Origin of the sequence: Mumia flava (assembly GCF_002797495.1) — a bacterium.
In the GTDB taxonomy this organism is placed as follows: Bacteria; Actinomycetota; Actinomycetes; order Propionibacteriales; family Nocardioidaceae; genus Mumia; species Mumia flava.
On the sequence record NZ_PGEZ01000004.1, the window covers coordinates 20,150 to 44,556 of the forward strand.

A 24,407-nucleotide genomic window follows, 5' to 3' on the forward strand; every position below is an offset into this window, starting at 1 on the left:
GGGCTCAGCCGGCGCGCAAGGCGTCGGTGACGAAACCCACGATCTCGCGGTGCGCACGCCCGGCGGCAGGCGAGATCCCCGGCAGGCTCAGGTAGCCGTGGACGGCGTTCGGGTAGTCGGTGAGCGTGGCCGAGCCGCCGCTGCGTCGCAGCGCCTCGGCGTACAGGGTCCCGTTGTCGCGCAGCGGATCGTGTCCCGCGATCTGGACGAGCGCCGGCACCGCTGCTCCCGCGAGGTCGCCGCGGATCGGCGACGCGGCCGAGGCCTGCGGGTCGGCGCCCGCGAGGTAGAGCGCGGAGTACGCACGCATGCTCGTCGACGTGAGCACCGGGGCGTCGGCGAACTCGACCTCCGACGGGTACTTCTCCTCCATCTCCGCTGCCGGGTAGACCAGCACCTGGCCCTGGAGCGTCGGCCCACCGGACCGCCCGGCGAGCTCGGCGACGACCGCCGCGAGATTGCCGCCGGCGCTGTCCCCCGCGACGACGATCCGGTCCGGGTCCCCACCCACCTCGGCGGCGTGGGTCGACACCCAGTCCAGCGCGGCCCAGGCGTCCAGCACCGCCGCGGGGTACGGGTGCTCGGGCGCGAGCCTGTAGGCGACCGACACCACCACGCAGCCGGCCTCCACCGCCAGGTGCGAGGACCACCACTCGGACTGCTCCGGGTCCCCCATCACCCACCCGCCGCCGTGCAGCATGAGGACGACGCCGAGGGGCATCCTGCGCGGGCCGGACGGTTGGTAGACGCGCAGCCGAAGCGACACCGCCTCGGTCGTCGTCGCCTCCAGACCCGAGCCGCCCGGCACCTTGACCGGCGGCAGGTCGACGTGGACGTCATGGATCCGCGCCTGCGGGTGGGGGCGGCCGGAGACCAGGCGACGGGCGAGCGGGGTCGAGAGCAGGGCTGCCCTCTTGCCGCGCCGCGCCGCGATCTCGGCGTGCGGCACCTCGTGGATCGGCGTCGAGAGGCGGCCCTCGATGCGGGCGAACAGGCGGGTCCTCAGGGGAAGGCGATCGGCCATGGGCGACAGACTAGAAGACCTTGCCCGGGTTCAGCAGCCCGAGGGGATCGAGCGCCTCCTTCAACGACCGGTGGACCGCGAGACCCACCGGACCGATCTCGCGGGCCAGCAGGTCGCGCTTGAGCACCCCGACCCCGTGCTCACCGGTGATCGTGCCGCCGACATCGAGACCGAGCAGCATGATGTCGCGGAACGCCTCCTGGGCGCGCTCGGTCTCCTCGGGATCGTGCTCGTCGAAGATCACCGTCGGGTGGAAGTTGCCGTCGCCCGCGTGGCCGACCACACCGACCAGGACGTCGCGCTTCGCCGCGATCACCTCGATCCCCTCGACCAGGGCGGCGATCCGGTCCCGCGGGACGCACACGTCGTCGATCATCGTGGTGCCGATCCGCTCGAACGCCGTGAGGACCCCGCGCCGCGCGGCGAGCAGGGCGTCGGCCTCGGCAGGGTTGTCGGCGACGACGACGTCGAGCGCGCCCGCTGCACGCAGGACCTGCTCGATCTCCGCGATCTCGGCGGCACCGGCCGCTCCGCCCGCGTCGGACTGGGCCAGCACGAGCGCCCGGACCTCGGTGCCGAAGTCGAGCCCGAACGCCTCGTCGACGGCCCGCAGGCAGGTCGCGTCCATCAGCTCGAGCAGACTGGGCACGACGGGCGACCGGACCACGGCGCTGACGCCGTCGGCTGCGTGGCGGACCTCGCCGAACGTCGCGGCCATCGTCACCGGGCGCGCAGCGGCACCCCGCAGCCGCAGGGTCGCCTCGGTGATCACGCCGAGCGTGCCCTCGGACCCGACGAACAGGCGCGCCAGGTCGTACCCGGCGACACCCTTGACCGTACGCCGTCCCGTCCGCAGCACCTCGCCGCCGGCCAGCACCACCTCGAGCCCGAGGACGTAGTCGGTCGTGACGCCGTACTTCACGCAGCACAAGCCGCCCGAGTTGGTCGCGAGGTTGCCGCCGATCGTGCAGAACTCCCACGACGACGGGTCGGGCGGGTAGAACATCCCGGCGTCCTCGACCGCTCGCGACAGGGTCGCGTTCATCACCCCGGGCTGGGTGACCACGAGGCGGTTCGCCGGGTCGATCTCCAGGATGCGGTCCATCTTCTCGAGCGCGACGACGATGCCGCCGGAGATCGCGTTGGCGGCACCCGACAGCCCGGAGCGCGCACCCTGGGCGACGACCGGCACCCGGTGCTCGGTCGCGATCCGCAGCGCCGTCGCCACGTCGGAGGTGCTCCGTGCGAGGACGACCGCGTCCGGCGTGCCGGCGTCGCAGAACTGCGCGCGATCGGTGCGGTACGAAGCGAGCCGGTCGGGGTCGGTGAGCACCGCCGCCTCACCCAGCTCGCTGCGGAGCTGCTCGACGTGACGTGGGCCACTCATGGGCACACAGTACGTGCGGGCGGGCCGGGTCGCCACGCCCTACGATGCTCGGGATGGACGCACCGATCGACGACCTGGACGGCCGGATCATCGCGCTCTTCCTCGCCGAGCCGAAGATCGGCGTGCTGGAGGCCTCCCGACGCCTGCACGTCGCGCGGGCCACGGTCCAGTCGCGCCTCGACCGGCTGACCGAGCGCGGGATCATCACCTCGTGGGCCCCCCGGATCGAGCCGGCCGCCCTCGGATACCCGGTGACCGCGTTCCTGACGCTGGAGGTACGCCAGGGCGAGGGTCGCGCCCCGGTCGCCGAGGACCTCGCCGCGATCCCCGAGGTCCTCGAGGCGTGCACGATCACCGGCAGCGGCGACCTGTGGTGCCGCGTCGTCGCACGTTCGAACGCCGACCTCCAACGTGTCCTCGACGCCGTCGTCACCGCGTCCGGTGTCGTCCGGGTCGCGACCGTCATCGCGCTCCAGACCGAGCTCCCACCCCGGATCGGGCCGCTCGTCGCGGCTGCGGAGAGCGACACCGGCTCGAGCGGCGACTGAGCCCGTCGAGATCACCGCGGGAGGCAGCGGGTCTCGATCGTCGCTCCGCTCCACCTCGACCGACGAAGGCGAGGGCCCGACCGACGAAGGCAGCGGGTCTCGATCGTCGCTCCGCTCCGTCAGGCCGACGGGCGGGTCGCCCAGTCCCGCAGGGTCTCGATCCTCCGCGTGAGGTCGTCCACCGAGGCGCTCGCGGAGGGAGGCCCGCCGCAGACCTCGCGCAGCTTCGTGTGAGTCACCCCGTGCGGCTGGCCGGTCCGGTGGTGCCACGCTCCGACGAGGGCGTTGAGCTCCCGTCGCAGCACGGCCCGGCGCTTGTGTGTCGACTCCTCACCCGATCCCGCGCCATCGCCCGCACCGTCGTCGGAACCACCGCCGCCGGAACCACCGCCCTCGGAACCGCCGTCGGAACCGCCGCCGTCGGAACCGCCGCGTGAGCGCTCCGCCGCACGTCGTGACCGCGCGTGCCGCAGCAGCTCGCGCACCTGGTCCGGCTCCAGCAGGCCGGGGATCCCGAGGAAGTCCATCTCCTCCTCGGAGCCGACCGCGACCTCGCCCTCGTGACCGAACTCGCCGCCGTCGTAGAGCACCCGGTCGAACGACGCCGCGCTGTCCAGCGCCTCGAAGTCGAACTCCTCGAGATCGGCCGTCGACTCCGTGGCCTGCGCGGCCGCGATCAGCTCGTCGTCGAGCGCGGCCGGGTCGTCGTCGTCCGACGGCCGCCCGAGGACGTGGTCGCGCTGCACCTCGAGCTCGGAGGCCAGCCCGAGCAGGCGCGGCACGCTCGGCACGAACACGGTCGCGGTCTCACCGCGTCGCCTCGCACGCACGAACCGGCCGACCGCCTGGGCGAAGAACAGCGGCGTCGACGTCGTGGTCGCGTACACCCCGACGGCCAGCCGGGGCACGTCGACGCCCTCGCTGACCATCCGGACCGCGATCATCCAGCGATCGTCGGACTCGGCGAACGCGCTGATCCGTGCGCTCGACTCCTTCTCGTCCGACAGGACCAGCGTCGGCGACGTCCCGGTCACCTCGCGCAGGATCTTCGCGTACGCACGGGCGGCGTTCTGGTCGGTCGCGATCACCAGCCCGCCGGCGTCGGGCACGTGCCGCCGAACCTCCGAGAGGCGCCGGTCGGCCGCCGCCAGGACCGAGGGGACCCACGAGCCCTTCGGGTCGAGCGCGGTGCGCAGCGCCTGGGCGGTGAGGTCGGTCGTCATGGGCTCACCGAGCCGCGCCGCCACCTCGTCGCCGGCGCGGGTGCGCCATCGCAGGTCGCCGGAGTACGCCATGAACAGGACGGGCCGTACGACACCGTCCGCGAGCGCCTCGGCGTAGCCGTAGGAGAAGTCGGCGACGCTGCGCGAGATCCCGTCGCTGCCCGGGGCGTACCCGACGAACGGGATCGGGTTGGCGTCGGAGCGGAAGGGGGTGCCGGTCAGCGCGACCCGCCGTACGGCCGGCTCGAACGCCTCGCGCACGGCCTCGCCCCACGACAGCGCGTCGCCGGCGTGGTGCACCTCGTCGAGGATCACCAGGGTGCGGAACCGCTCGGTCCGCAGCCGGTGAGCCGTCGGGTTCGTCGCCACCCCGGCGTAGGTGAGCGCGTAGCCGCGGAAGTCCTTCGCCAGCGCACCCCCGCGTCCGGTCACCGTCGGGTCGAGCGGGATCCCGGCGCGCGCGCCCGCCTCGGCCCACTGCGTCTTCAGGTGGTCGGTCGGAGCGACCACGACGACGCGCTCGATCACGCGCGCCTCGAGGAGGCGTCCGGCGAGGGTCAGCGCGAAGGTGGTCTTGCCCGCCCCGGGGGTCGCGACCGTGAGGAAGTCGCGCGGGGAGGTCTCGGCGTACGTGGTGAGTGCGTCGGCCTGCCAGGCGCGCAGCTTCGGGGCGGTACCCCAGGCGGCGCGATCCGGGTAGGCCGGCGGCAGATGTGCGGCCCCTGACATCAGCGCCTGTATGCCCTCCAGCTGTCGTGCATCCTGGCGATCTGTCCTGCGGTGAAGTGGTGCATGCAGGAGTCGAACGAGTAGTCCATGAAGTTGCGCACCGGGTCGTCGCCCTCCGCGGCACAGCTGTCGCGGTTCGTCGGGCACCGGAAGCTCGGGACCGCCTCGGCCGGGGTGTCGGCGACGCGGTCGTTGCGCTTGCTGCACCCTCCGTGGAACGTGTGGTACAGGCCGAGCCAGTGGCCGACCTCGTGCACCGTCGTGTCGCCACGGTTGTACCCGCGGATCCCGCCGCCCCGCATCGAGCCGCGGTGGATCACCACCCCGTCGAGCCGCGGCCGCTTGGCCGCCTTCTGCGGGAACGACGCGTAGCCGAGGACGATCATGCCGCCGCCGGCCTCGGGCTTGCCGATGTAGAGGTTGAGCGCGCGGGTGCCGCCTCGGTGGAGCTGGCGGCGCATGCGCTTCGACGCCCTGCTGCCGAGCTCGGCGCGGTACCACGACTTGTTCGTGGTCACGTCCACGTCGCGCAGCTCGAACCGGAAGCGGGCGTTCTCGGCGCGGCGCCACTGCCGACCGGCGTACGCGCGGTTGAGGACCCTGATCTGCTTGCGGATCCTGCGGCCGCTGACCCGCTTCGCCTTCTGCGTCGGCTTGAGGACGTGCACGAAGACCTTGACCTTCCGCGTCCTCGGCTGCACGTCCCCGGCGATCAGGCCCCGGGCCGAGGTCGGTCCGCCCAGGCGCGCGAGGCGGGCCCGGAGGTCGCGCTCGTACGCACGCACGGTGGCCTCGGACGGTCCGTCCGGGCGGGCGATCCCTGCCGGCGCGGCAGCGGTGAGGCGTGCGGCGTGCGGCTCGCAGTCGTCGGCCTTCCCCGGCCCGTCCAGCGCGCTCGCGCTCGACGACGTCGCGACCGTCCCGCGGGCCCCGGCCTCATCCGTTCCTGTGGTCCCGGCGGACGTCGTCCCGGCGGACGTCGTCCCGGCGGACGCCGGAGCTGCGAGCAGAGCCGACGCCATCGCGAGTGCGGCGACGAGCGCGGGCAGGGTCAGCAGGCGGCGCGCGTCACTCATCGCCGCCCTCGTCGCCGGACTGCAGGGAGTCCCAGATCTCCTTGCACTCGGGGCAGACGGGGTAGCGCTGCGGGTCGCGACTGGGCACCCAGACCTTGCCGCACAGCGCGACGACCGGGGTGCCCTCGATCATCGCCTCGGTCAGCTTGTCCTTCGGGACGTAGTGCGAGAAACGCTCGTGGTCACCGTCATCGAGCCGCGGCTGGGTGCGCACGTCGGTCGACGTCTGGGCTCCGGGGCTGAAGGTCGTGGACACCCTGGAAGTCTCTCATACGGATCGAGTCACCGGGACCGGCTCGGCAGGGCCCCGCGGGCGGCTTCAGTTCAGCTGAGGGTCGTCCGGATACGTCGAGAGCATCCGGGCGTCGCCGCTCTGTCGGCGCAGCACGGCGCGCCACAGGTCCTGCGGCCGGGCGGAGAGCAGGTCGTTCTCGTCGGCGTCCACGACGACCCACGAACCCTCCTCGATCTCGCCCTCGAGCTGACCCGGGCCCCAGCCGGCGTACCCGGCGAAGACCCGCATGCCGCGCACCGCGGCCGCCACCTCCGCCGCCGGCAGGTCGAGATCGACCAGGCCCACCCGGTCGTACATCTCGCGCCACCCCGGCGGGACGCCGTGGCTGGAGGCGAGCACCCCGACGGCCAGGGCCGACTCGGGCGACACCGGGCCGCCGGAGAACACCGTCGCCGGCGCGGTCGCCACCGACCCCCAGTCGGGAAGCACCTCGGCGACGTCGGCCGCCAGCGGCTGGTTGATCACCACGCCGAGCGCGCCCTCCTCGTCGTGGTCGAGCAGCAGCACGACCGAACGGTAGAACGGCCCGACGCCGAGCAGGGGCGTGGCGACGAGCAGACGGCCGCGGTGGAACCGGGCCGTGCCGGAGTCCGGGCCCAGCCGAGCCTCGTCGTCGAATCCCGCCGCCTCCGGCTCGGTCATGCGCGCACCTCCCGCCTGATCCGCGCGAGCGGCGCGCGGCTGCCTGATCCGAGCGTACGTCCTGCTACGTCTGCCCGACAGGAGGACGACGCCGTAGGATGCGACCGTGGCCGACCAGGGAACCGACGAGATCACCGTTGACCAGCTCGCCGCGCGCGTCGGGATGACCGTTCGCAACGTGCGCGCGTACGCCAGCCGCGGGCTGCTCGACCCCCCGCGGCTCGAGGGTCGCACCGGCTACTACGGCGAGGCGCACGTCCGTCAGCTCCAGCTCGTCCGGACGCTGCTCGACCGGGGCTACACGCTCGCCGCGGTCGAGAAGGCCCTGGTGAACAAGTCCGCGGCGACCAGCGACTACGCGCTCGACCTGATCGACGTGCTGGACTCGCCGATGGCACGCGAGCCCGAGTCCGAGCTGGTCTCGCGCGACGCGCTCGCGGCGCTCGCGGGAGTCTCGCGCAACGACGCCCTCGTCGACAGGCTGGTCGAGGCCGGCCTGGCCGAGGTGGTCGACGACGACACGTTGCGGGTGCTGCGTCCCAGCATCGTCCGCTCCGGTGCCGCCGCGGTCTCGCTCGGGCTGTCCGTCGACACCGTGATCGGCCTGCTCCCGCGCCTGAGCGAGCAGCTGCGGACCACCGCGGAGGACCTCGTCGACCAGGTCCGGCACGAGGTCTGGCAGCCGTTCGTCGCCCGCGGCATGCCGGACGAGGAGTGGGAGTCGACCGTCTCGACGATCGCCAACCTGCTCCCGGTCGCCGGGCAGACGGTGCTCGCGGTGTTCCGTGACGAGCTCGCCCACGTCATCGACGACGCACTCGGCGAGGAGCTCGCGGCGCTGGCCGAGGGCTCGGGCGCCCAGCGCCGGCAGGCCGAGGGCGCCTGATCCCGAGGCTCCGGCCTCAGAAGCACCCCAGCCCCAGAAACGCGGCGGACCCCACCTGGCGCTGGAGGGAGGGACCGCCGGGTGAGGTCGTCGCTGGTTCCAGCCTAGGTCAGCGGACCCAGGAACCGGAGTGCGGTCGCCTGTGATCTGGGACCCATCGGACTCCGGTCAGCGTGTCCGGACCCCGCCGGACCCCACCGGGACGAGCTCGATGAACACCTTGCCTGCGGGGAGCCGCAGCGGTTTCTTCGACCCGATCGTGAACCGGAACGGAGCCTTGGCGTTCTTCTTGTGCCACCGGGCGGTGAAGGTCTTGCCGCCGTGCATGATCTGCGCCTTGCCGTTGCCGGTCAGCACGGTCTCGGGCACGGGGTTGCCGGCGGGGTCGCGGTAGCCGGCGTCGGCCTGCTTCGTGTGGAGCACGAGCACGGTGTCCGGCTTGAAGTCGTCGCTCGACGGTGCGTGCGAGCCGGGTCGGGTGTACCTCGAGCCGGTCCAGCGCCAGGCGGTCGTGGTCGTCGGCGAGAACCGCACCCCGAACGCCTTGGGCATCGCCTTGCCCTCGGGCGCACCCGCGCCGAACGGCAGGTACGGCTGGGGCGCCTTGCCCGGGCTCGACTGCGCGTCGGCGTGCGCCTTCAGGTCCAGCAGGCGGTCGTACGGCGCGCTCTTGCCGGGGTCGCGCGTCAGCGCGAGGTTGCCGGTGTCCTCGCTGGCGAAGCTCACGCCCGCGCCACGGATCTGGCTGACGACCTTGCCGGCCCCGCCGGAGGCGACGAGCTGGCCGCCGGTCGGTGAGACCAGGGCGATGTCGGTGGTCCGGGTCGACCGGACGTGTCCGACCTTCTTGGGGAGGTCGGAGTAGAAGAACGCGGCGATCCGGGTCAATCCGCCCTCGACGAGCTCCTCGACGACGAGGTCGGCCTCGCCCAGGCCGGACTGCGGGGCACCGGCGTCGGTGTTCTCGATCTTCACGAGGTACGCCCGGTGCTGCGGGATGCCGTCCGGCACCGCCTCCCCGGTGAACGGGTTGGCCCGGACCAGGGTCGCCGCGTCGCGGGCGGTGCCGCTCGACGTCGGGGTCGGCGTCGCAGCCGCTTCCGGCTCAGGATCGTCGCCCGAGCAGGCGGCGACCAGCGCGGTCGACAGGACGAGGCCGGCCAGGGCCGAGGTGGTGCGGACGGCGCGGCGGCGCACCACCTGCAGGCGGTCGGAGGTCACGAGCATGCTCCCTATGGTGGAGCAGGGCCGGTGCCGTACCCGGCACCGGCCCTGCTTCGAACGGTCGCGTCGCGCGGAGGTGCGCGACGATCAGCGCGTCAGAAGCGCTTGCGGAGCGTCCCCGCGGACCACGAACGGGTCCAGATCTTCTCGACCTTCACGCGCGATCCCGAGTAGGGCGAGTGCAGGATGCGCTTCTTGCCCCAGTAGATCCCGACGTGGTACTTGCGGCTGCCGCCGAAGAACACCAGGTCGCCCTTCTTCGCGTTGCGCTTCTTGATCTTGCGCACGCGGTGGTACTGGGAGTCCGCGGTCCGCGGCAGCTTGATGCCGGCCTTCTTGAACGAGTAGCTCGTCAGGCCGGAGCAGTCGAACGAGCCGGGGCCCGAGGCGCCGTAGCGGTACGGGTCGCCCTTCTGGCGTGCGGCGACGCGCTCGGCCTTGTCGATCTTCTTGATCCGACGCAGCTTGATGCGCTTGCGCTTGAGGCGCTTCTTCTGCTTCTTCGTGAGCTTCTTCTTGGCGGTGACCTTCGAGCCGACGCTCGACCCGGTGGCCGCCGAGGCGGACGACGCGGAGACGACGCTGACGGTCGCGAACACCATGACAAGAGCGGCAAAAGCCGCGACGGGCAGCGCGACGAGGCGCTGCCAACGGGGGTTGGCAAGCATGATCACTCGGTGTCCCTGCAACGCCTGCGAAGTGAGCTGTCGGGTTCGGGCGAGAGACGTGGCCCGGTCCTGGTGAGGACTTCACCCCGAGCGCGAGCGCCGTGAGGCGTTCACGCAGAAGTTGGTTCCTCCGCTCCTGCCCTGGGGTTCATCACTCGGCAACGGGGGACGTGCGACGGGTGGGCAGGACTCGGCGTCCCGTGCACGATGCTGTTCGCCCGACGTTCCGTGGACCAGGTCTTCAGGGGCCTGGCGAACCGATGAAGTTGTCTGCGGCGGGGGTCCGCCGAACCGCGGGCCACACTAGGCAGACCCGACATGAGGGGCAAACGCGACATCCTCCGCAGAGGCGTCAGAAAGTCACTTTGTGGGAGAAACCGCCCTGGGATTTCAGGCATCCCGCGGTGAAATCATGACCCATCTCACATTTGGTCACAGGAGCATCACAGGGCCGTAACAGAACGGTATCAGTTTCGAAGTGAACCGACCTGGCGGACGGCCTCGACGACCGCGTCCGCGACCCCCTCGAAGTCCCCTGGGCCACCGGCGGTGAACCGGACGGCCGTCTCGGCCACCTCCGGTGAGATCCCGAGCGCCAGGAGCACGGGTGAGGGGTCGGAGGACCCCGCCGCGCAGGCGGAGCCGCTGGAGCAGATCACCTGATGGTCCTGCTCGAGCGTCAGCAGCACCGTCTCCCCCGCCGTCCCCGGGAAGCAGAACGACGCGTGCCCGGGCAGCCGCTCGGTCGCGTGGCCGGTCAGCCGGGCACCGTCCGTGCCCGCCAGGACGGCCCGTACGAAGGCGTCCCGCGCCGCAGCCAGCCCGGCGCTCCACGGCGGCACCGCACCGTCGGAACCCAGCCTGCCTTCTCCCTCCAGCAGCCGCATCGCCGCCGCCATCGCCACCGCCCCGGCGACGTTCTCGGTGCCGGACCGCCGACCCCGCTCCTGCCCACCTCCGTGCACGAGGGGCTCGACGGCGACGCCGGCGCGGGTCCACAGCACGCCCGACCCCTTCGGCGCGCCCGCCTTGTGACCCGACAGCGACAGCGCGTCGACGCCCAGGGCGGCCGGGGACACCGGGAGCGCGCCGAGCGCCTGGACGGCGTCGGTGTGCACCAGGGCCCCCGCCTCGTGCGCGATCGCGGCCACCTGCGCGACCGGCTGCACGGTCCCGATCTCGTTGTTCGCGAGCATCACGGAGACCAGCGCGGTGCGCTCGTCGACCACGGCGCGAAGCTCGTCGAGGTCGACCACTCCGTCGCCGTCCACCCCCACGCGTACGACCTCGAAGCCGTGGACGCGCTCGAGGTACGCGCACGCCTCGAGCACCGCCGGGTGCTCGACCGCGCTCGTGACCACGCGACGACCTCGCGGCCGCGCCAGCGCGATCCCTTTCACGGCGAGGTTGTCCGCCTCGGTCCCTCCCGAGGTGAACGTGATCTCCCCCGCACGAGCCCCGAGGCAGTCGGCGACCGTCCGCCGCGCCTGCGCGAGACCCCGCGCGGGCCCCTCCCCGACCCGGTGGTGGCTCGACGGGTTGCCGAACTCGCCGGTGAGGTACGGCCACATCGCCTCGAGCACCTCACGCCGGACCGGAGTCGTCGCGGCCGCGTCGAGATAGCGCACGTCAGCGCACCACCGCGACGTCGAGTCCCAGGTCGAGCGCGGGCGAGCTGTGAGTCAGGGCACCCACCGAGATCACGTCCACGCCGCACTCGGCGACGGCGCGCACCGACGCGAGGGTGATGCCGCCGCTGGCCTCGACCAGCGCCCTCCCTGCGACCAGGTCGACGCCGCGGCGCAGATCGTCCTCGGAGAAGTTGTCCAGCATCACGGTGTCGGCACCACCGGCGAGCACGGGCTCGATCTGGTCGACCCGGTCCACCTCGACCTCGACGTGGACGGTGTGCCCGAGCCGCTGCCGCGCAGCCCGCAGCGCGGTCGTGATCGCACCGGGGTCGTCGCCGAGCAGCGCAAGGTGGTTGTCCTTGACCATGACGGCGTCCGACAGCGAGAAGCGGTGGTTGTGCCCCCCGCCGCACACCACCGCGTGCCGCTCGAACGCGCGGAGACCGGGCGTCGTCTTGCGGGTGTCGACGATCCGGACGCCCGTGCCGTCGACGGCGTCCACGTAGCGCCGGGTCGCCGTCGCGATCCCGGACATCCGCTGGGCGAAGTTGAGGGCGATCCGCTCCGCCCTCAGCACACCGTGCGCCGGTCCGTCGACGACCGCGACCACCGACCCGGCTGCGACCGCGTCACCGTCGGCCATCCGCACGTCGACGACGATCGACGGGTCGACCTGCGCGAACGTCTCCACGACGACCGCGACCCCGGCCAGCACCCCCGGCTCCCGGGACTCCAGCCGCGCGTGCGCCCGCGCATCCGGCGGCAGCAGCGCATCGGCCGTGACGTCGCCCCAGGGGGCGTCCTCGGCCAGCGCGGCGCGGACGCCGGCTGCGACCGTGTCGCGCGTCAGCACGTCGACCCCTCCTTGCGCACCCAGCTGAGGTGCCGCTGCAGCCGCGGGTCGGTCGCGGGCGCGTCGCTGCGGTGGTGCGCGCCACGGGACTCGGCCCGCGCCAGCGCGGCCGCCACCACGAGGCGAGCGACCTCGAGCAGGTTCGCGTCCTCGTACCGCTGCGTGGTCTGGTCGACCGGGCAGCGCCAGGCGGCCAGCGTCGCCGCCGCCTCCTCGAGCGTGCTGCGGTCGCGCACCAGGCCGGCCGCGGTCCACATCGTGGTCTGGAGGTCCTCGCGCCGTACGGTCCGGGCCGGCTCGGTCAGCTCCGGCGCGAACGGCACCGGCTCCCCCGCGTGCACGGCGGCGCCGGGTCGCGCCAGCGAACCGGCGCAGCGCCGCGCGAGCACCGCGGCCTCGAGCAGGGAGTTCGACGCGAGGCGGTTCGCGCCGTGCAGACCCGTGCACGCGACCTCTCCGACCGCCCACAGCCCCGGCAGGCTGGTCCGACCGTCGAGATCGGTGCGCACGCCGCCCATCGCGTAGTGGGCCGCCGGCGTGACCGGCACCGGCTCGCGGTCCCAGGCGATGCCGTGCGCGCGGCACCGTCGGTCCAGGCCGGGGAAGCGGCGCCGGAGGAAGTCGGCCCCGAGCGCGGTCGTGTCGAGCAGCACCGGCTCGCCGTCCTGCTCGAGCATCACCCGGGCGATCTCGCGGGCGACGACGTCCCTCGGCGCCAGCTCGGCGTCGGGGTGGACGCGGAGCATGAAGCGCCGGCCGCGACGGTCGCGCAGTACGGCTCCCTCCCCGCGGACGGCCTCGGAGATCAGGCCGCCGCCGGGGACGGCGAGCCGGGTCGGGTGGAACTGGTACATCTCCGCGTCCGTGACCACGGCTCCCGCACGGAGCGCGAGCGCGAGACCGTCGCCGGTCGCCGACGACGGGTTCGTGGTGTGCGCGTAGAGGTGCCCGGCGCCCCCGGTCGCGAGCACGACCGCGTCCGCCTCGACCACGGACCGGCGGCCGGTCGGGACGTCCACGCACCGGGCGCCGACGACCGCGTCGTCGGTGACCACGAGCTCGGTGACCAGACTGTGCTCGGCCACCTCCACGCCGGCGTCGGCCAGCCGCGCGACCAGGGCCCGGACGATCTCGGCACCCGTCGCGTCGCCCTGCGCGTGCAGGATCCGGTGGGCGGAGTGCGCCGCCTCGCGCCCCAGCGCCAGGCGCCCGTCGGTGCGGTCGAACCGCGTCCCCCAGCGCATCAGAGCCGCGACCGCGTCCGGCCCCTCGCCGCAGACCACGCGTGCAGCCGCCTCGTCGACCAGCCCGGCGCCGGCCGCGAGCGTGTCCGCGACGTGCGCGTCGACGGAGTCCGCGACCCCGTGCCGGGCGGCCTCGTCGAGCACGACGGCGATGCCGCCCTGGGCGTACCGGGTGGATCCGTCGCCGAGCGTCCCCTTCGTCACCAGCACGACCTCGTGGGTCGCCGCGGCCTCGATCGCCGTGACGAGTCCGGCGATGCCGCTGCCGACGACGAGCAGCCGGGGCCTGGTCATGGCTTCGCCGCCAGCATGCGTTCGAGCGCCACCCGGGCGGAGCCTGCCACCTCCGGTGCGACCTCGATCCGGTTCTCGACGCGGCCCTCGAGCAGTCCGTCGAGCACCCACGCGAGGTAGCCGGGGTGGATCCGGTACATCGTCGAGCAGGGGCAGACGACGGGGTCCAGGCAGAAGATCGTGTGCTCGGGGTGCTCCTCGGCGAGCCGCTGGACCAGGTTGATCTCCGTCCCGATCGCGAACGTCGTGCCGGCGGGCGCCGCCTCGACCGCCTTGCGGATGTAGTCGGTCGAGCCCGACTCGTCCGCGGCGTCGACGACCGGCATCGGGCACTCCGGGTGGACGATGACGCGGACGTCCGGGTGCTCGGCCCGGGCCTGCTCGACCTGCGCGACGGTGAAGCGGCGGTGCACCGAGCAGAACCCGTGCCACAGCAGCACCCTCGCGTCGCGCAGGCTCGCCTCGTCGTTGCCGCCGAGCGGCTTGCGCGGGTTCCACATCGGCATCGCGTCCAGCCCGATGCCCATGGCCTTGGCGGTGTTGCGGCCGAGGTGCTGGTCGGGGAAGAACAGCACCCGCTGCCCCCGCTCGAAGGCCCACTCGAGCACGGTCGCGGCGTTCGACGACGTGCAGACGATGCCGCCGTGGTCCCCGCAGAACGCCTTGAGCGCGGCCGAGGAGTTCATGTAGGTCACCGGGATCACCGGGACCCGCCCGTCCGCGTCCGGCTCGGTGCCGTAGATCGCCTCCAGCTCGGCCCAGCACTGCTCGACCGAGTCGATGTCGGCCATGTCGGCCATCGAGCAGCCGGCCGCGAGGTTGGGCAGGATCACGGCCTGCTCGTCGCGCGACAGGATGTCGGCGGTCTCCGCCATGAAGTGCACGCCGCAGAACACGATCGCCTCGGCGTCGGGTCTCGTCAGTGCTGCGTTCGCGAGCTGGAAGGAGTCTCCGACGAAGTCCGCGTGCTTGACGACCTCGTCACGCTGGTAGAAGTGCCCCAGCACGACGAGCCGGTCGCCGAGCGTCCGTTTCGCGGCGACGATCCGGGCGTCCAGCTCCTCGGGACTCATCCGGGTGTACGCCTCGGGCAGGACGCCCTGGCGCGGCGCGGCGTCGGGGATCGTGTCGCCCATCGACGCACCGGGCCCGTACCCGGGCGGCTGGAGATCGAAGGTCCACGGGCCGTCGGCGAGGTCCGGGGTGCAGGTCGCAGCGGGTGCTGCCTGGACGATGCTGTCGACGGAGGTCATGGTGTCTGCCTGCTTCCTGACGTCGGGTTCGTGGGCGTCGGGTTCGTGGACGTCGGCCGGGAGCCGACGACGTCCTGTCGGCGGGTGAGGGGTCCGTTGTCGGCGAGATCACGCGTCTCGCGGTGGCGGTAGAGCCTCGGCGGACGATGCCGGCCGCCGACCAGGTAGTCGCCGGTCGGCTCGACGGCGCCGCTGCTCTCCATCTGGCGGCGGAAGTTCGCCGGGTCGAGGGTGCGTTCGAGCACGACCTCGTAGACCTCGCGCAGCTGGGCGAGGGTGAACGTGTCCCCCAGGAAGGCCTGGGCGACCCGGGAGTACTCCATCTTGGTCCGCAGCCGCCACAGCGCGTACCGCACGATCGTGGCGTGGTCGAAGGCGAGGCCCGGCGGAGCGTCGGCGAGGTGCCAGCCGACGTTCTCGTCCTCGATCCCGTGCTCGGCCTCCTCCGGGCGGACCAGGGCCCAGTAGACGACCGAGATCACCCGCGGCCCCGGGACCGGCTCGGCGGCGCGCTCCACCTGTCCGAAGGTGTAGAGCTGCTCGAGGTACTTCGGGGCGAGCGCGGTGGTCTCCAGGAGGGTCCGGCGCGCAGCCTGCTCGACGTCCTCGTCGCGCCGGACCGGCCCTCCGGGCAGCGCCCAGCGGCCTGCGTACGGCTCCTTGATCCGGCGCACGAGCGGGAGCCACAGCGCGGTCCCGCGGGCGCACCGGTCAGGTCGGAGCGCGAAGATGACCGTCGAGACGGCGACCTCGATGTCGCCCATCGGACCCCCATGAGTAAGTGTCGGGATGACTAGAACACATAATAGTCATGACGACCCTTACTCACCAGCGCGGGGTCCTCCCGGCCGCGGACGACGACCGCGAGCCGGGCTCGGATCGGATCAGGCGACGACGGCGCCGCCGGTCGGCTCGGGTCCGCGCCCGCTGCGCTTGTCGACGTACATCCGACGGTCCGCGACGGCCAGGAGCTCGTCGGCCGCGAGCCCCTCGGTAGTCGATGCCATCCCGACGCTCAGGCCCACCCGGCAGTCCACGGCATCACCAGGTACGACGGCGGCCGCGGCCGCGAGCTGGAGCCGGTCCATCACGAGCTCGACCTCGGCGGTGTCCTCCGTGGCGAGCACGACGGCGAACTCGTCGCCGCCGACCCGGGCGGCCCGGTCTCCCGAGCGGATGTTCTGCTCGATCAGCACACCGACGAGCTGGAGCGCGCGGTCGCCGAGCACGTGCCCGTGCGTGTCGTTGAGCCGCTTGAGCTCGTCGACGTCGACGAGGATGAGGTTGAGCGCCTCGTCCCCCGCACTCTGGATCCACTCGTCGAAGGCGCGGCGGTTCCCCAGACCGGTGAGCGGATCCTCGCGCGCCGCCCGGACCGCGTCGTCGTGCGCGCGGGAGCGTTCGTACCCCCCGATCGCCGCACGCATCATCGCGAGGTCGCTGCGGTGCTGGTCGCGCCACGCCCACGCGATGCTGCGGCCGTAGCCGAGACCGGCGCTGGCCGACGGGTACCCCATCGCCTCGGCGACGCGCAGCGTGGCCCACCGGACGTACCGCTGCGTGTTGAGGTCGCCGTTCTCGGACAGCGAGATCAGCGCGAGCCGCGCGGCCCGCTGCGCCTCGGCGGTCTCTCCGACCTCCACGTGGGCCACCGCCAGCAGCGCGGTCGCCTCGCGCTCGAAGGTCTCGTACCCGTACGAGCCGAGGGTGGAGCGGCAGCGGTGGAGCTCGCCGATCCAGCGCGCCGGGTCGGCCGGCCAGGCCGCCGCGGCGCGCAGGTAGCGCGCCAGGGCCTGCGCACCGGCTGCGCTCGGGTCGCCGTCGGCGAGCCCCATCGCCCGCTCCGCCCAGCTGACGACGGCGCCGCGGCGCTCGACGAGGTCGTCGTCGCAGGCCGGGTCGCCGACCATCTCGAGCTCCTTGACCCAGTGGTAGCTGACCCGCGCCAGATTGAGTGCGTCGTGGGCGCGCGACCCGGGCAGCGGCAGCGGGTCCTCGGTGAACGCGAGGGTCTCCTCGTAGTGGGGGACCGCGAGCTCGAACAGGCCGAACAGCTCGTAGGCGCGGCCGAGGTGACCGTGCCCCCAGGAGCGCAGACCGTCCGTGGCCTGCTCGAGCTCGTACTCGGCACGCACCAGGTCCCCGACGGCCTCCGCCGGGCGACCGTCGCCCAGCAGAGCGGTGGCGCGGGCGGCGCAGCCGAGCGCCACCCAACCCGGTTCCTCGAGGGCCGTCCCGATCGCCTGGCACGCCGCCGCGGCACGGGTCGCCTGACCGGTCGAGCCGTCCTCGGTCGCCGCGTAGGCGAGCACGTACTCGGTCGCCGCGCGCACGTGGGACGGGGCGCGACCGAGGTCGCGCAGCAGCGCCTTCAGCGACGCGACGGCCTCGTCCGGCGCACCGGTGCGGACCAGGGCGAGCGCGGTCGTGATCCGGCCCGCGTGCGCAGGAGGAATCGAGATCGTCACCTCGTTCTCCCCTCGTCCAGCGACCAGGCGGGCCCCTCGCCGTCGCACCTCAGCAGTATGCGCGCGCCGAGGGCCGTACTCACCCCGATTTGTCCCATCAGGGCCGGTTGAGACCCGATCGCAGGTACGGCCGCGACCAGGCGTGCTTCACCCCACGGACTACCCTGAGCGCGATGGACGCCTCCCTCCGAGCACCCGGGCGCCGTTGGCGGATCCGACTCGTCGTCGCCCTCGCCGGCGCCGCCACCGTGGCGTGCGGCTCCGGCCAGGATGCGGCCGATCCTACGGCCGGGACGGCCCCGACCTCTACCCCCGGCGAATCGTCCGGTCCTTCCACGGCGCCGAGCGCAGGTCCGGCACCCGACGCCACCGCCCCCGAGGCGACCGCACCACCCGGAGGGTCCGGGACGCCGACCCCTGCCGCGCGCGTGGACCGGCTCAGCCTTCCGCAGCAGGTCGGCCAGCTCTTCATGACCGGCACCGAGGCGGCGAACGCGGACCGGGCGACGATCGACGCGATCCGCCGCCACCACGTCGGCAACGTGATGCTGCGCGGCCGCAGCGACGCGGGCGTCGGCGCCACGGCGCGCGTGGTCGACACCCTGCGCGGGACGGTCGACCGCGCCTCGACCGGCGGCACCGCCCTCCTGGTCGCCACCGACCAGGAAGGCGGCCTGGTCCAGGTCCTCAGCGGCCCCGGGTTCTCCACGATCCCCCGCGCGACCCAGCAGGCCGAGCTCCGCCCCGCGCGGCTGACGCGCAGCGCGCGCACGTGGGGCCAGGAGCTGGTCGACGCCGGCGTCGACGTGAACCTCGCACCGGTCCTGGACACGGTCCCGGAGGGCAACGCCGCCGCGAACGAGCCGATCGGCGCGTTCGGGCGCCAGTACGGGTCCACGCCGGCGGCCGTGACGCGTTCCGGACTGGCGTTCCAGCGCGGGATGGCCCGCGCCGGGATCCTCGTCGTCCCGAAGCACTTCCCCGGGCTGGGGCGGGTCCGCGGCAACACCGACACCTCGGCGTCGGTGCGCGACACCGTCACGACCCGCGACGACCCGTCGCTGCGCCCGTTCGCGGCCTCGATCGACGCCGGCGCACCGCTGGTGATGATGTCCTCCGCCGTCTACGACCGGATCGACCCACGCCGGCCGGCGGCGTTCTCCCCCCGGATCGTCACCGGGATGCTGCGCGGCGACCTCGGCTTCGACGGCGTCGTGATCTCCGACGACATGTCGGCGGCCGCGCAGGTCGACCGCTGGTCTCCGGCCGAGCGGGCGGTGCGGTTCGTGCGCGCCGGTGGCGACCTCGTCCTCGCGATCGATCCCGGCCAGATGGACGCGATGACCTCCGCCGTGCTGCGCGAGGCCCGGCGCGATCCTGCGTTCCGGACGCGGGTGCGCGAGTCCGCGGGCCGGATCCTGCGGCTCAAGGCCGCACGATCCTGACTGTGCTCGGGCCGGCGTCGAGCGTCGCGGGTGTCGCGCCGGACGGGCGGAATGCCCCGCACCACGTGAACGTTGCACGCCCCATGACCGACGCCGTCGAACGGATCGCGGGACGCCTGACCCGGGTCGAGGACCTGCTGGCGGCGCTGCGGCGCGATCACGCCGACCTGGTCTCGGCGGCCGAGGGCGACAACGGCGACGACGAGCACGACCCGGAGGGCGCGACGCTGGCCTGGGAGCGCGAGCACACCGCCGCCCTGATCGCCCGGTCGGAGGCCGAGCGCGAGGCCCTGCGCTCCGCCCTCGGACGCGCACGCGACGGGTCGTACGGCCGGTGCGAGCGCTGCGGGTCCGCGATCCCGACCGAGCGGCTCGAGGTGCGTCCGTCCGCGACCACCTGCGTCGCCTGCGCCTGATCAGCGCGGTCCGGTCTCCTCGCGGCCACCTCGCGGATCCGGGCCGTAGACGTGCCAGCCGGCGTATGCCAGTCCGACGAGCAGCATGCTGGTGGCGGCGAGCCACCCGAACGCGCCCAGCAGGGCGTCGCTGCCGGAGAAGACGAGATTCTCCTCGTCACCGGTCGCGCTGAAGGAGAGCGCCACCGTCCCGTTCCACGCGCCGTGGGCGACCACGGCCGGCCAGATCGAGCGGGACCGGTCGGTGAGGACCCCGGCGAACAGGACGAACCCGACCAGCCCGACCGTGTAGGCCGGCAGCCCGTCGACCGACCCGTACCACCCGACCAGGACGAGGAGCGCATGGGTCGCCCACCACGCCGGGGCGAGGACGAGCGCGCTGATCCAGAAGCTCGTGCGTCGCCGCAGCAGCGGCCACAGGAAACCGCGCCACCCGACCTCCTCGCCGAAGGCCAGCGCGGCCCCGATCAACGTGAACGGCACGGCGTACGCGAGCATCCGCCCGAGGTGCTCGGAATGGAACCCGACGACTCCGAGCAGCCCGGCCATCGTCGTCACCATCAAGGCTGCCGCCGGCGGGACCAGCCCGGCCAGCACCCATCCGCTGGGCCAGCCGACCCGCACCACCGCCGGACCGATGTACGCCACGACCACCGCCCCGACCGCCGGCGCGTAGAGCAGCATCAGCAGCAGGTCGGGCGGAGGCTCGACGTCGATCTGCGGCGAGGTGGCGAACACCGCGAACATCGCCGCCAGCGTCGTGACGCCGAAGAACACGACCAGGCGACGCCCGTCGTACGCAGGATCGATGCGCAGCTCAGCCATCGACCGCGACCGTGGCGGGTCGGGCGCGGAGGCTCCGCGCCACGTGTCGCCGCCGATCGTCGCCATCGGCATCCACCTTCGCGGCGACCGACCGGGCCCGCAACCGCAAGCGTCGCGCCGTCGCCTCAGGCGGCGCCGTACCAGTCCGTGAGCGCGGCCCCGACCAGCACGCCGCCGACGGCGATCAGGGCGATCCCGCCGATCCGGTGCCACGGCTGCGCGCGCAGCCACTCGGCAGCGGGCTCCGAGCGTGCACGCAGCGACGGCAGGCGGTCCGCGCCCCACAGCAGGAGGACGTACGGAGCGATGATCGCAGCGAAGAACACGGCGAACGCCACGGTGTGCAGGAGGAGGTCCCCGTCGGCCTCGCGGATGAGTCGCAGCGCCACGTACGTGCTCGCCGCGCCGCCGACGCTCGCGAGCGTGTTGAGGGAGGTGAAGGCGAACAGCGTTCGCGCGCTCTCGAGGATGCGGCCGCGCGGCTTCGAGCGCTCCGGGCGGGGTTCGCGGCGGCGGGCGATCAGCCGCACCCCGACGAGCACGAACGCCGATCCCACCACGATGTCGAACCCCCGCTGGAGCAGGACCGCCTGGACCCTCCCGCTGAGCAGCTGGGCCCACGCGTCGGGGTTGAACACCTGCAGGAGCAGCACCATCCCGGCCGCGCCCGTCAGCACCCCGGCCACGATCACGTGACTCAGGCGTACGGGGTGGTCGGCGCGGGTCAGCACGGTCACCTCGAGCGCGTACAGGGTCGGGCTGAAGCTCATCACGAGCCCCAGGCCGGCGAGGCTGATCAAGGTGGCGAGCACGGGCTCAGGCTAGCCCTCCGGGTGGGGTCGACGGGGTCGGAACGCCGCTCCGACGCTCAGGCCCGAGGGGCGAACCCCGCCAGCACCGTGCGTCGACCGCGCTCGCGGCGCACCAGGAGGATCGTGAGCACCAGCCCGACCACACCGTTCACGACGACCAGGAGACCCACCGCGGTCGGGACGTCGCCGACGAACGCCGCGAAGTCCCAGACCCCGTGGAGCGCCATCGCGAGGAACAACGAGCCAGACAGCCGGCGCGCCAGGTACAGCACGGAACCGGTCATGAAGGCGAGCGCCACCTGGCCGGCCGCGGCGGGACCGGCGCCGAACCACCAGTTCGGCAGGTGCAGGAGCCCGAACAGCAGCGTGCTGAGGAACCACGCCGTCGGCTCGGTCAGACGCGCACGGAAGCCGGTGAGCAGGACCCCCCGTGTCGCCACCTCCTCGCAGAAGCCGACCCCCAGGCTCCCCAGCGCCACCACGAGCACGAAGGTGGTCGTCGCGTCACCGACGTCCTCGGTGAGCAGGAAGACCGCGGTGATCGCGAGCATCACCGCCGGCGCGATCCACAACCACCACGGCGACCTCAGTCGCTGCGCCTCGAACAGCACCGGTCGCCACCAGCCGAGCACGGTGACGGCGACGACCAGCAGCACCGCTCCCCCGGTCAGCGGGGCGACGTACCACGCCAGGGCGGTCTCGGTGGACTCACCGATCCGGTCGTAGTCGATCTCGTTCAGGATCCAGATCCCGTAGAACACCGCGAGGTACAGGACGAAGGTCACGATCGCAGCGACCGGGCCGGGGGTGATCCGCATCGGGTGTCCTCTCGGTCGGGCGCCGCCGGGACGAGCATCGGGAGTCCTGGGCCGGAAGCGTACCGGCCGATCCGCCTGCTGTGGCGGGTTCCGCCGCCGCCTACGCTGGAGGGTACGCAGACGCGTCGGGCGCGAGCGAGGAGGCGACCATGGGTGTGTTCCGCGGCAAGGGTGCCCAGGAGCGCGAGCAGGTCAGGGCCTCCGGCGCACCGCGCGACCCCGGGCACCAGGCCATCACCGACCTGGGCGCGTTCGCCTCGAGCATCGCCGGAGACGGCGCCACCGGGAGCGGCTGGAGGCTGGCGACCGACGCGAACGACACGACCGACGCGACCGACGCGAGCACCACGAACGCCGCGAGCACGTCAGCGGCCGACGGTGCTCCCACCGACGAGGGCGGAGCCGACGAGATCACCGACGAGCTGCGGTCGTGGCTGCGCGAGCGCCGCCGGTCCGGTGACCGCTCGGGTGATCCCGCCCCACCACGGGACTGACGCGGCCGACCCACGAGACCGGTCGCGCGGCCGTACGCTGGGCCGTACGACCAGCCGACGCCCGGGAGGACACGTGGCGAAGAAGCAGAAGCAGGCGAAGAAGACCAAGAAGTCCGCTGCCGACAAGGTCGAGGAGGCGCTGCGGGAGCGGATCGCCGAGCTGGAGAAGGCGCTCGACGACACCACCCGCCGGCTCAAGAAGGCACGCAAGGACGCCGAGGCAGCGCGCGCCGACGCCGAGAAGGCGATCCGCAAGACCGCGAAGTCCGCACAGAAGCGGATCGTGGACTCCGCCGAGGCGGCCCGCGCCGAGCTCGCCAAGCTGGCCGAGACAGCGGTCCGGCGAGCGGACTCGGCCAGGCAGGCCGCGAGCGAGGCGAGCGCGACGGCGTCCGCCCCCACGGAGGCCGCACCGACCAAGAAGGCGTCCGCGACCAAGAAGGCGTCACCGACCAAGAAGGCGTCACCGACCAAGAAGGCGTCACCGACCAAGACGGCGCCGCCCAGCAGGGCGACCTCCGCGTACGGCGACATGACCGTCGCCGAGCTGCGCAAGGCCGCACGGGCGCAGGGCGTCAAGAACTACTCGCGGATGAACAAGGGCGCGCTCGTCGCCGCGCTCCAGTCCTCCTGACCCGGCTCGGCGCCGTACGCCTCGGCGCTCGCGATCACGTCTCGTCAGGTCGACGCGCGTGCACGACCGCCCAGGAGAGCGCCATGTCGGCGACCTCCTCCCACCCCGGCTCCCCGCAGGTCCAGTGCGACCGCTCGGGGAACACGTGGAACTCCGTCACCGCGTCGGACTTGCGGTAGTGCTTCGCGTTCGACTTGTTCACCGAGGCCGGCATGATGTGGTCGCGACCGCCCGCGATGAACAGCAGCGGCGCCCGGTCGTCGTTCGCGTAGTCGACCCAGGTCTCCTGGTGACCCGGCTTGAGGTTCGCGAAGAGCCCGTAGTCCCACACGAACGATCCCGGAGCCGGGATGTGGTAGCGCTCGTAGACCGCGTCCGACTCCTCTCGGCTCAGCGTGTTCGTGAACGCGTAGTGGAACTGTGCGGGCGTGAACCCCGCCGCCCGGTGCCGGGTCGCGGGGTTCTTCAGGATCGGGAACAGCGACTTGGCCTGCGACGGCGGGTTGACCCGCACACCCTCGGTCGGCGCGGAGTCGATCACGACCGCGGAGCACCCGAGCCCCCGAGCGAGCAGCAGCTGCGTCAGCGTGCCGCCGAACGAGTGGCCCATGATGATCGGCGGTGCGTCGAGCTCGGCGATCATGGCGGCGATGTGGTCGACAATCGCGGGCACCTTCTGCTCGGCGATCACGTCGGGGTTCTCCCGCAGCGCCTCGACCTCGATCTCGAATCCCGGGTAGCCGGGTGTCAGGACGCGGTACCCCTGCGCCTCGTAGTGCGTCACCCAGTGCTCCCAGCTGCGCGGCGTCATCCACAGTCCGTGGACGAGGACGACGGTGTCGGGACTGAGCGGGGTCGGCGGTTCGGTGGTCGGATCGGTCATGACGGTCTCCTTCGTGGTCGGCCGTACCGGTCGTACGGCTCAGGTGGCGAGAAACGCGAGCAGGTCGGTGGTGAGGCGGGAGGCATGGGTCTCGGGCAGGCGGTGCGACGCGCCGGCGTACACCAGCAGGCGGGCACGCGGGATCCGCTCGGCGTACTGCGCGCCGCCGAGCGCGAGCGGCACCACCTCGTCGTCGGTGCCGTGCACGACGAGCGTCGGCACGTCGAAACGATCGAGGTCGGCCAGGGAGGAGAGGACGGCCGAGACGAGCACGATCTGGGCGAGTCTGTCGGTGCCGTGCCGCCGAACGTGCCGCGCGACCTCCCCACCGCCGGTGGCGTACCCGACGAGGGTGGCGTCGCGCAGGTCGAGGAGCCCGATCAGGCGGGCGAGGCCGTCCACGACGGTGTCGTGGACGGTGCCGGCCGCGCCGGGCGCGCGCGACCGGGGACGGCGGTGGTCGTGCGCGACGGCACGGTAGCCACGCGCGGCGAGCGCGCGCTGCTGCACCGCCCACGGGCCCGCGTCCAGCGGCCACCCGTACGAGAGCACGACGGGGCGGCCGTCGCCCTGCTCCGTGTAGGAGATCTCGGCGCCGTCGTCGGCGACCACCGTGCCCATCGGAACCACCCCGT

Annotated in this window: 25 protein-coding genes and 1 riboswitch; of the genes, 6 read left to right on the plus strand and 19 right to left on the minus strand. The window is 73.1% G+C overall.

Features of this window, described 5'->3' with window-relative positions; translation table 11 throughout:
• Window positions 1–4: 4 nt before the first annotated feature.
• Both CLV56_RS20035 and CLV56_RS20040 read right to left on the minus strand, forming a co-directional pair.
• Window positions 5–1,024, minus strand: a complete 1,020-nt coding sequence (locus CLV56_RS20035) for an alpha/beta hydrolase (RefSeq protein WP_039370752.1) — start codon at window positions 1,022–1,024, stop codon at window positions 5–7.
• A gap of 10 nt (window positions 1,025–1,034) precedes the next feature.
• Complete coding sequence (locus CLV56_RS20040) at window positions 1,035–2,411, minus strand: FAD-binding oxidoreductase (protein WP_039370755.1); 1,377 nt, start codon at window positions 2,409–2,411, stop codon at window positions 1,035–1,037.
• Window positions 2,412–2,464: 53 nt separating this feature from the next.
• Here CLV56_RS20040 and CLV56_RS20045 point away from each other — a divergent pair, with 53 nt between their 5' ends.
• Entirely contained in the window at window positions 2,465–2,959 is a 495-nt protein-coding gene (locus CLV56_RS20045) for an Lrp/AsnC family transcriptional regulator (RefSeq protein ID WP_100415583.1), read from the plus strand.
• A gap of 119 nt (window positions 2,960–3,078) precedes the next feature.
• On the opposite strand, the gene CLV56_RS20050 is transcribed toward CLV56_RS20045, so the two are convergent.
• From CLV56_RS20050 to CLV56_RS20065, 4 genes are all read right to left on the minus strand, one after another.
• Window positions 3,079–4,911: a DEAD/DEAH box helicase gene (locus tag CLV56_RS20050; protein WP_039370762.1), complete on the minus strand. Its 1,833-nt coding sequence runs from the start codon at window positions 4,909–4,911 to the stop codon at window positions 3,079–3,081.
• Window positions 4,911–5,987 carry a zinc metalloprotease gene (locus CLV56_RS20055; protein ID WP_100415584.1) on the minus strand — a complete coding sequence of 359 codons (1,077 nt, stop codon included), beginning with the start codon at window positions 5,985–5,987 and terminating at the stop codon, window positions 4,911–4,913. The genes CLV56_RS20050 and CLV56_RS20055 overlap by 1 nt, the downstream gene beginning before the upstream one ends.
• Window positions 5,980–6,243 (minus strand): DUF3039 domain-containing protein, encoded by a 264-nt coding sequence (locus CLV56_RS20060; protein WP_039370764.1) that lies wholly within the window; start codon window positions 6,241–6,243, stop codon window positions 5,980–5,982. Before CLV56_RS20060 ends, CLV56_RS20055 begins: the two co-directional genes overlap by 8 nt.
• Window positions 6,244–6,306: 63 nt before the next feature.
• Entirely contained in the window at window positions 6,307–6,924 is a 618-nt protein-coding gene (locus tag CLV56_RS20065) for a YqgE/AlgH family protein (protein WP_100415585.1), read from the minus strand.
• A 106-nt stretch (window positions 6,925–7,030) separates the two neighbouring features.
• Between CLV56_RS20065 and CLV56_RS20070 the strand changes: the two genes are divergently transcribed.
• The gene (locus tag CLV56_RS20070) at window positions 7,031–7,810 is read left to right on the plus strand and encodes a MerR family transcriptional regulator (RefSeq protein WP_100415586.1); all 780 of its coding nucleotides are present in this window, start codon (window positions 7,031–7,033) and stop codon (window positions 7,808–7,810) included.
• Between the two features lie 168 nt (window positions 7,811–7,978).
• Here the strand turns inward: CLV56_RS20070 and CLV56_RS20075 are convergent, their stop codons facing one another.
• The 8 genes from CLV56_RS20075 to CLV56_RS20110 form a co-directional block, all read right to left on the minus strand.
• Window positions 7,979–9,037 (minus strand): DUF3048 domain-containing protein, encoded by a 1,059-nt coding sequence (locus CLV56_RS20075; RefSeq protein ID WP_039370767.1) that lies wholly within the window; start codon window positions 9,035–9,037, stop codon window positions 7,979–7,981.
• Window positions 9,038–9,129: 92 nt separating this feature from the next.
• Entirely contained in the window at window positions 9,130–9,636 is a 507-nt protein-coding gene (locus CLV56_RS20080; RefSeq protein WP_039370797.1) for a C40 family peptidase, read from the minus strand.
• Between the two features lie 72 nt (window positions 9,637–9,708).
• Window positions 9,709–9,873, minus strand: a riboswitch (cyclic di-AMP (ydaO/yuaA leader).
• Window positions 9,874–10,169: 296 nt separating this feature from the next.
• Window positions 10,170–11,330 carry a cysteine desulfurase family protein gene (locus CLV56_RS20085; RefSeq protein WP_039370770.1) on the minus strand — a complete coding sequence of 387 codons (1,161 nt, stop codon included), beginning with the start codon at window positions 11,328–11,330 and terminating at the stop codon, window positions 10,170–10,172.
• Window position 11,331: 1 nt separating this feature from the next.
• On the minus strand, window positions 11,332–12,186 hold the full coding sequence (gene nadC / locus CLV56_RS20090; RefSeq protein WP_039370773.1) for a carboxylating nicotinate-nucleotide diphosphorylase: 855 nt from the start codon (window positions 12,184–12,186) through the stop codon (window positions 11,332–11,334).
• Complete coding sequence (gene nadB, locus CLV56_RS20095) at window positions 12,180–13,724, minus strand: L-aspartate oxidase (protein WP_039370778.1); 1,545 nt, start codon at window positions 13,722–13,724, stop codon at window positions 12,180–12,182. The genes nadC and nadB overlap by 7 nt, the downstream gene beginning before the upstream one ends.
• Complete coding sequence (nadA, locus tag CLV56_RS20100; RefSeq protein ID WP_039370781.1) at window positions 13,721–14,977, minus strand: quinolinate synthase NadA; 1,257 nt, start codon at window positions 14,975–14,977, stop codon at window positions 13,721–13,723. Before nadA ends, nadB begins: the two co-directional genes overlap by 4 nt.
• Window positions 14,974–15,741 carry an NUDIX hydrolase gene (locus CLV56_RS20105; protein WP_100415587.1) on the minus strand — a complete coding sequence of 256 codons (768 nt, stop codon included), beginning with the start codon at window positions 15,739–15,741 and terminating at the stop codon, window positions 14,974–14,976. The genes nadA and CLV56_RS20105 overlap by 4 nt, the downstream gene beginning before the upstream one ends.
• A gap of 120 nt (window positions 15,742–15,861) precedes the next feature.
• The gene (locus CLV56_RS20110; protein ID WP_100415588.1) at window positions 15,862–17,445 is read right to left on the minus strand and encodes a GGDEF domain-containing protein; all 1,584 of its coding nucleotides are present in this window, start codon (window positions 17,443–17,445) and stop codon (window positions 15,862–15,864) included.
• A gap of 428 nt (window positions 17,446–17,873) precedes the next feature.
• Between CLV56_RS20110 and CLV56_RS20115 the strand changes: the two genes are divergently transcribed.
• On the plus strand, window positions 17,874–18,890 hold the full coding sequence (locus CLV56_RS20115; protein ID WP_211288242.1) for a glycoside hydrolase family 3 N-terminal domain-containing protein: 1,017 nt from the start codon (window positions 17,874–17,876) through the stop codon (window positions 18,888–18,890).
• Window positions 18,891–18,973: 83 nt separating this feature from the next.
• On the plus strand, window positions 18,974–19,306 hold the full coding sequence (locus CLV56_RS20120; RefSeq protein WP_039339466.1) for a TraR/DksA family transcriptional regulator: 333 nt from the start codon (window positions 18,974–18,976) through the stop codon (window positions 19,304–19,306).
• Here the strand turns inward: CLV56_RS20120 and CLV56_RS20125 are convergent, their stop codons facing one another.
• From CLV56_RS20125 to CLV56_RS20135, 3 genes are all read right to left on the minus strand, one after another.
• Complete coding sequence (locus tag CLV56_RS20125) at window positions 19,307–20,131, minus strand: CPBP family intramembrane glutamic endopeptidase (RefSeq protein ID WP_157805239.1); 825 nt, start codon at window positions 20,129–20,131, stop codon at window positions 19,307–19,309.
• A gap of 125 nt (window positions 20,132–20,256) precedes the next feature.
• Window positions 20,257–20,943: a hypothetical protein gene (locus tag CLV56_RS20130; RefSeq protein WP_039339442.1), complete on the minus strand. Its 687-nt coding sequence runs from the start codon at window positions 20,941–20,943 to the stop codon at window positions 20,257–20,259.
• A gap of 56 nt (window positions 20,944–20,999) precedes the next feature.
• Window positions 21,000–21,761 (minus strand): CPBP family intramembrane glutamic endopeptidase, encoded by a 762-nt coding sequence (locus CLV56_RS20135; RefSeq protein WP_100415590.1) that lies wholly within the window; start codon window positions 21,759–21,761, stop codon window positions 21,000–21,002.
• Between the two features lie 149 nt (window positions 21,762–21,910).
• On the opposite strand from CLV56_RS20135, the gene CLV56_RS20140 reads away from it, so the two are divergent.
• Together CLV56_RS20140 and CLV56_RS20745 are read left to right on the plus strand one after the other, a co-directional pair.
• The gene (locus tag CLV56_RS20140; protein ID WP_039339440.1) at window positions 21,911–22,255 is read left to right on the plus strand and encodes a hypothetical protein; all 345 of its coding nucleotides are present in this window, start codon (window positions 21,911–21,913) and stop codon (window positions 22,253–22,255) included.
• A 73-nt stretch (window positions 22,256–22,328) separates the two neighbouring features.
• On the plus strand, window positions 22,329–22,889 hold the full coding sequence (locus CLV56_RS20745) for a Rho termination factor N-terminal domain-containing protein (protein WP_157805240.1): 561 nt from the start codon (window positions 22,329–22,331) through the stop codon (window positions 22,887–22,889).
• A gap of 34 nt (window positions 22,890–22,923) precedes the next feature.
• Here CLV56_RS20745 and CLV56_RS20150 read toward each other — a convergent pair whose 3' ends face one another.
• Both CLV56_RS20150 and CLV56_RS20155 read right to left on the minus strand, forming a co-directional pair.
• Window positions 22,924–23,772 (minus strand): alpha/beta hydrolase, encoded by an 849-nt coding sequence (locus CLV56_RS20150; protein WP_039339439.1) that lies wholly within the window; start codon window positions 23,770–23,772, stop codon window positions 22,924–22,926.
• Between the two features lie 39 nt (window positions 23,773–23,811).
• Window positions 23,812–24,393: an alpha/beta fold hydrolase gene (locus CLV56_RS20155; RefSeq protein WP_039339436.1), complete on the minus strand. Its 582-nt coding sequence runs from the start codon at window positions 24,391–24,393 to the stop codon at window positions 23,812–23,814.
• Window positions 24,394–24,407: the final 14 nt, after the last annotated feature.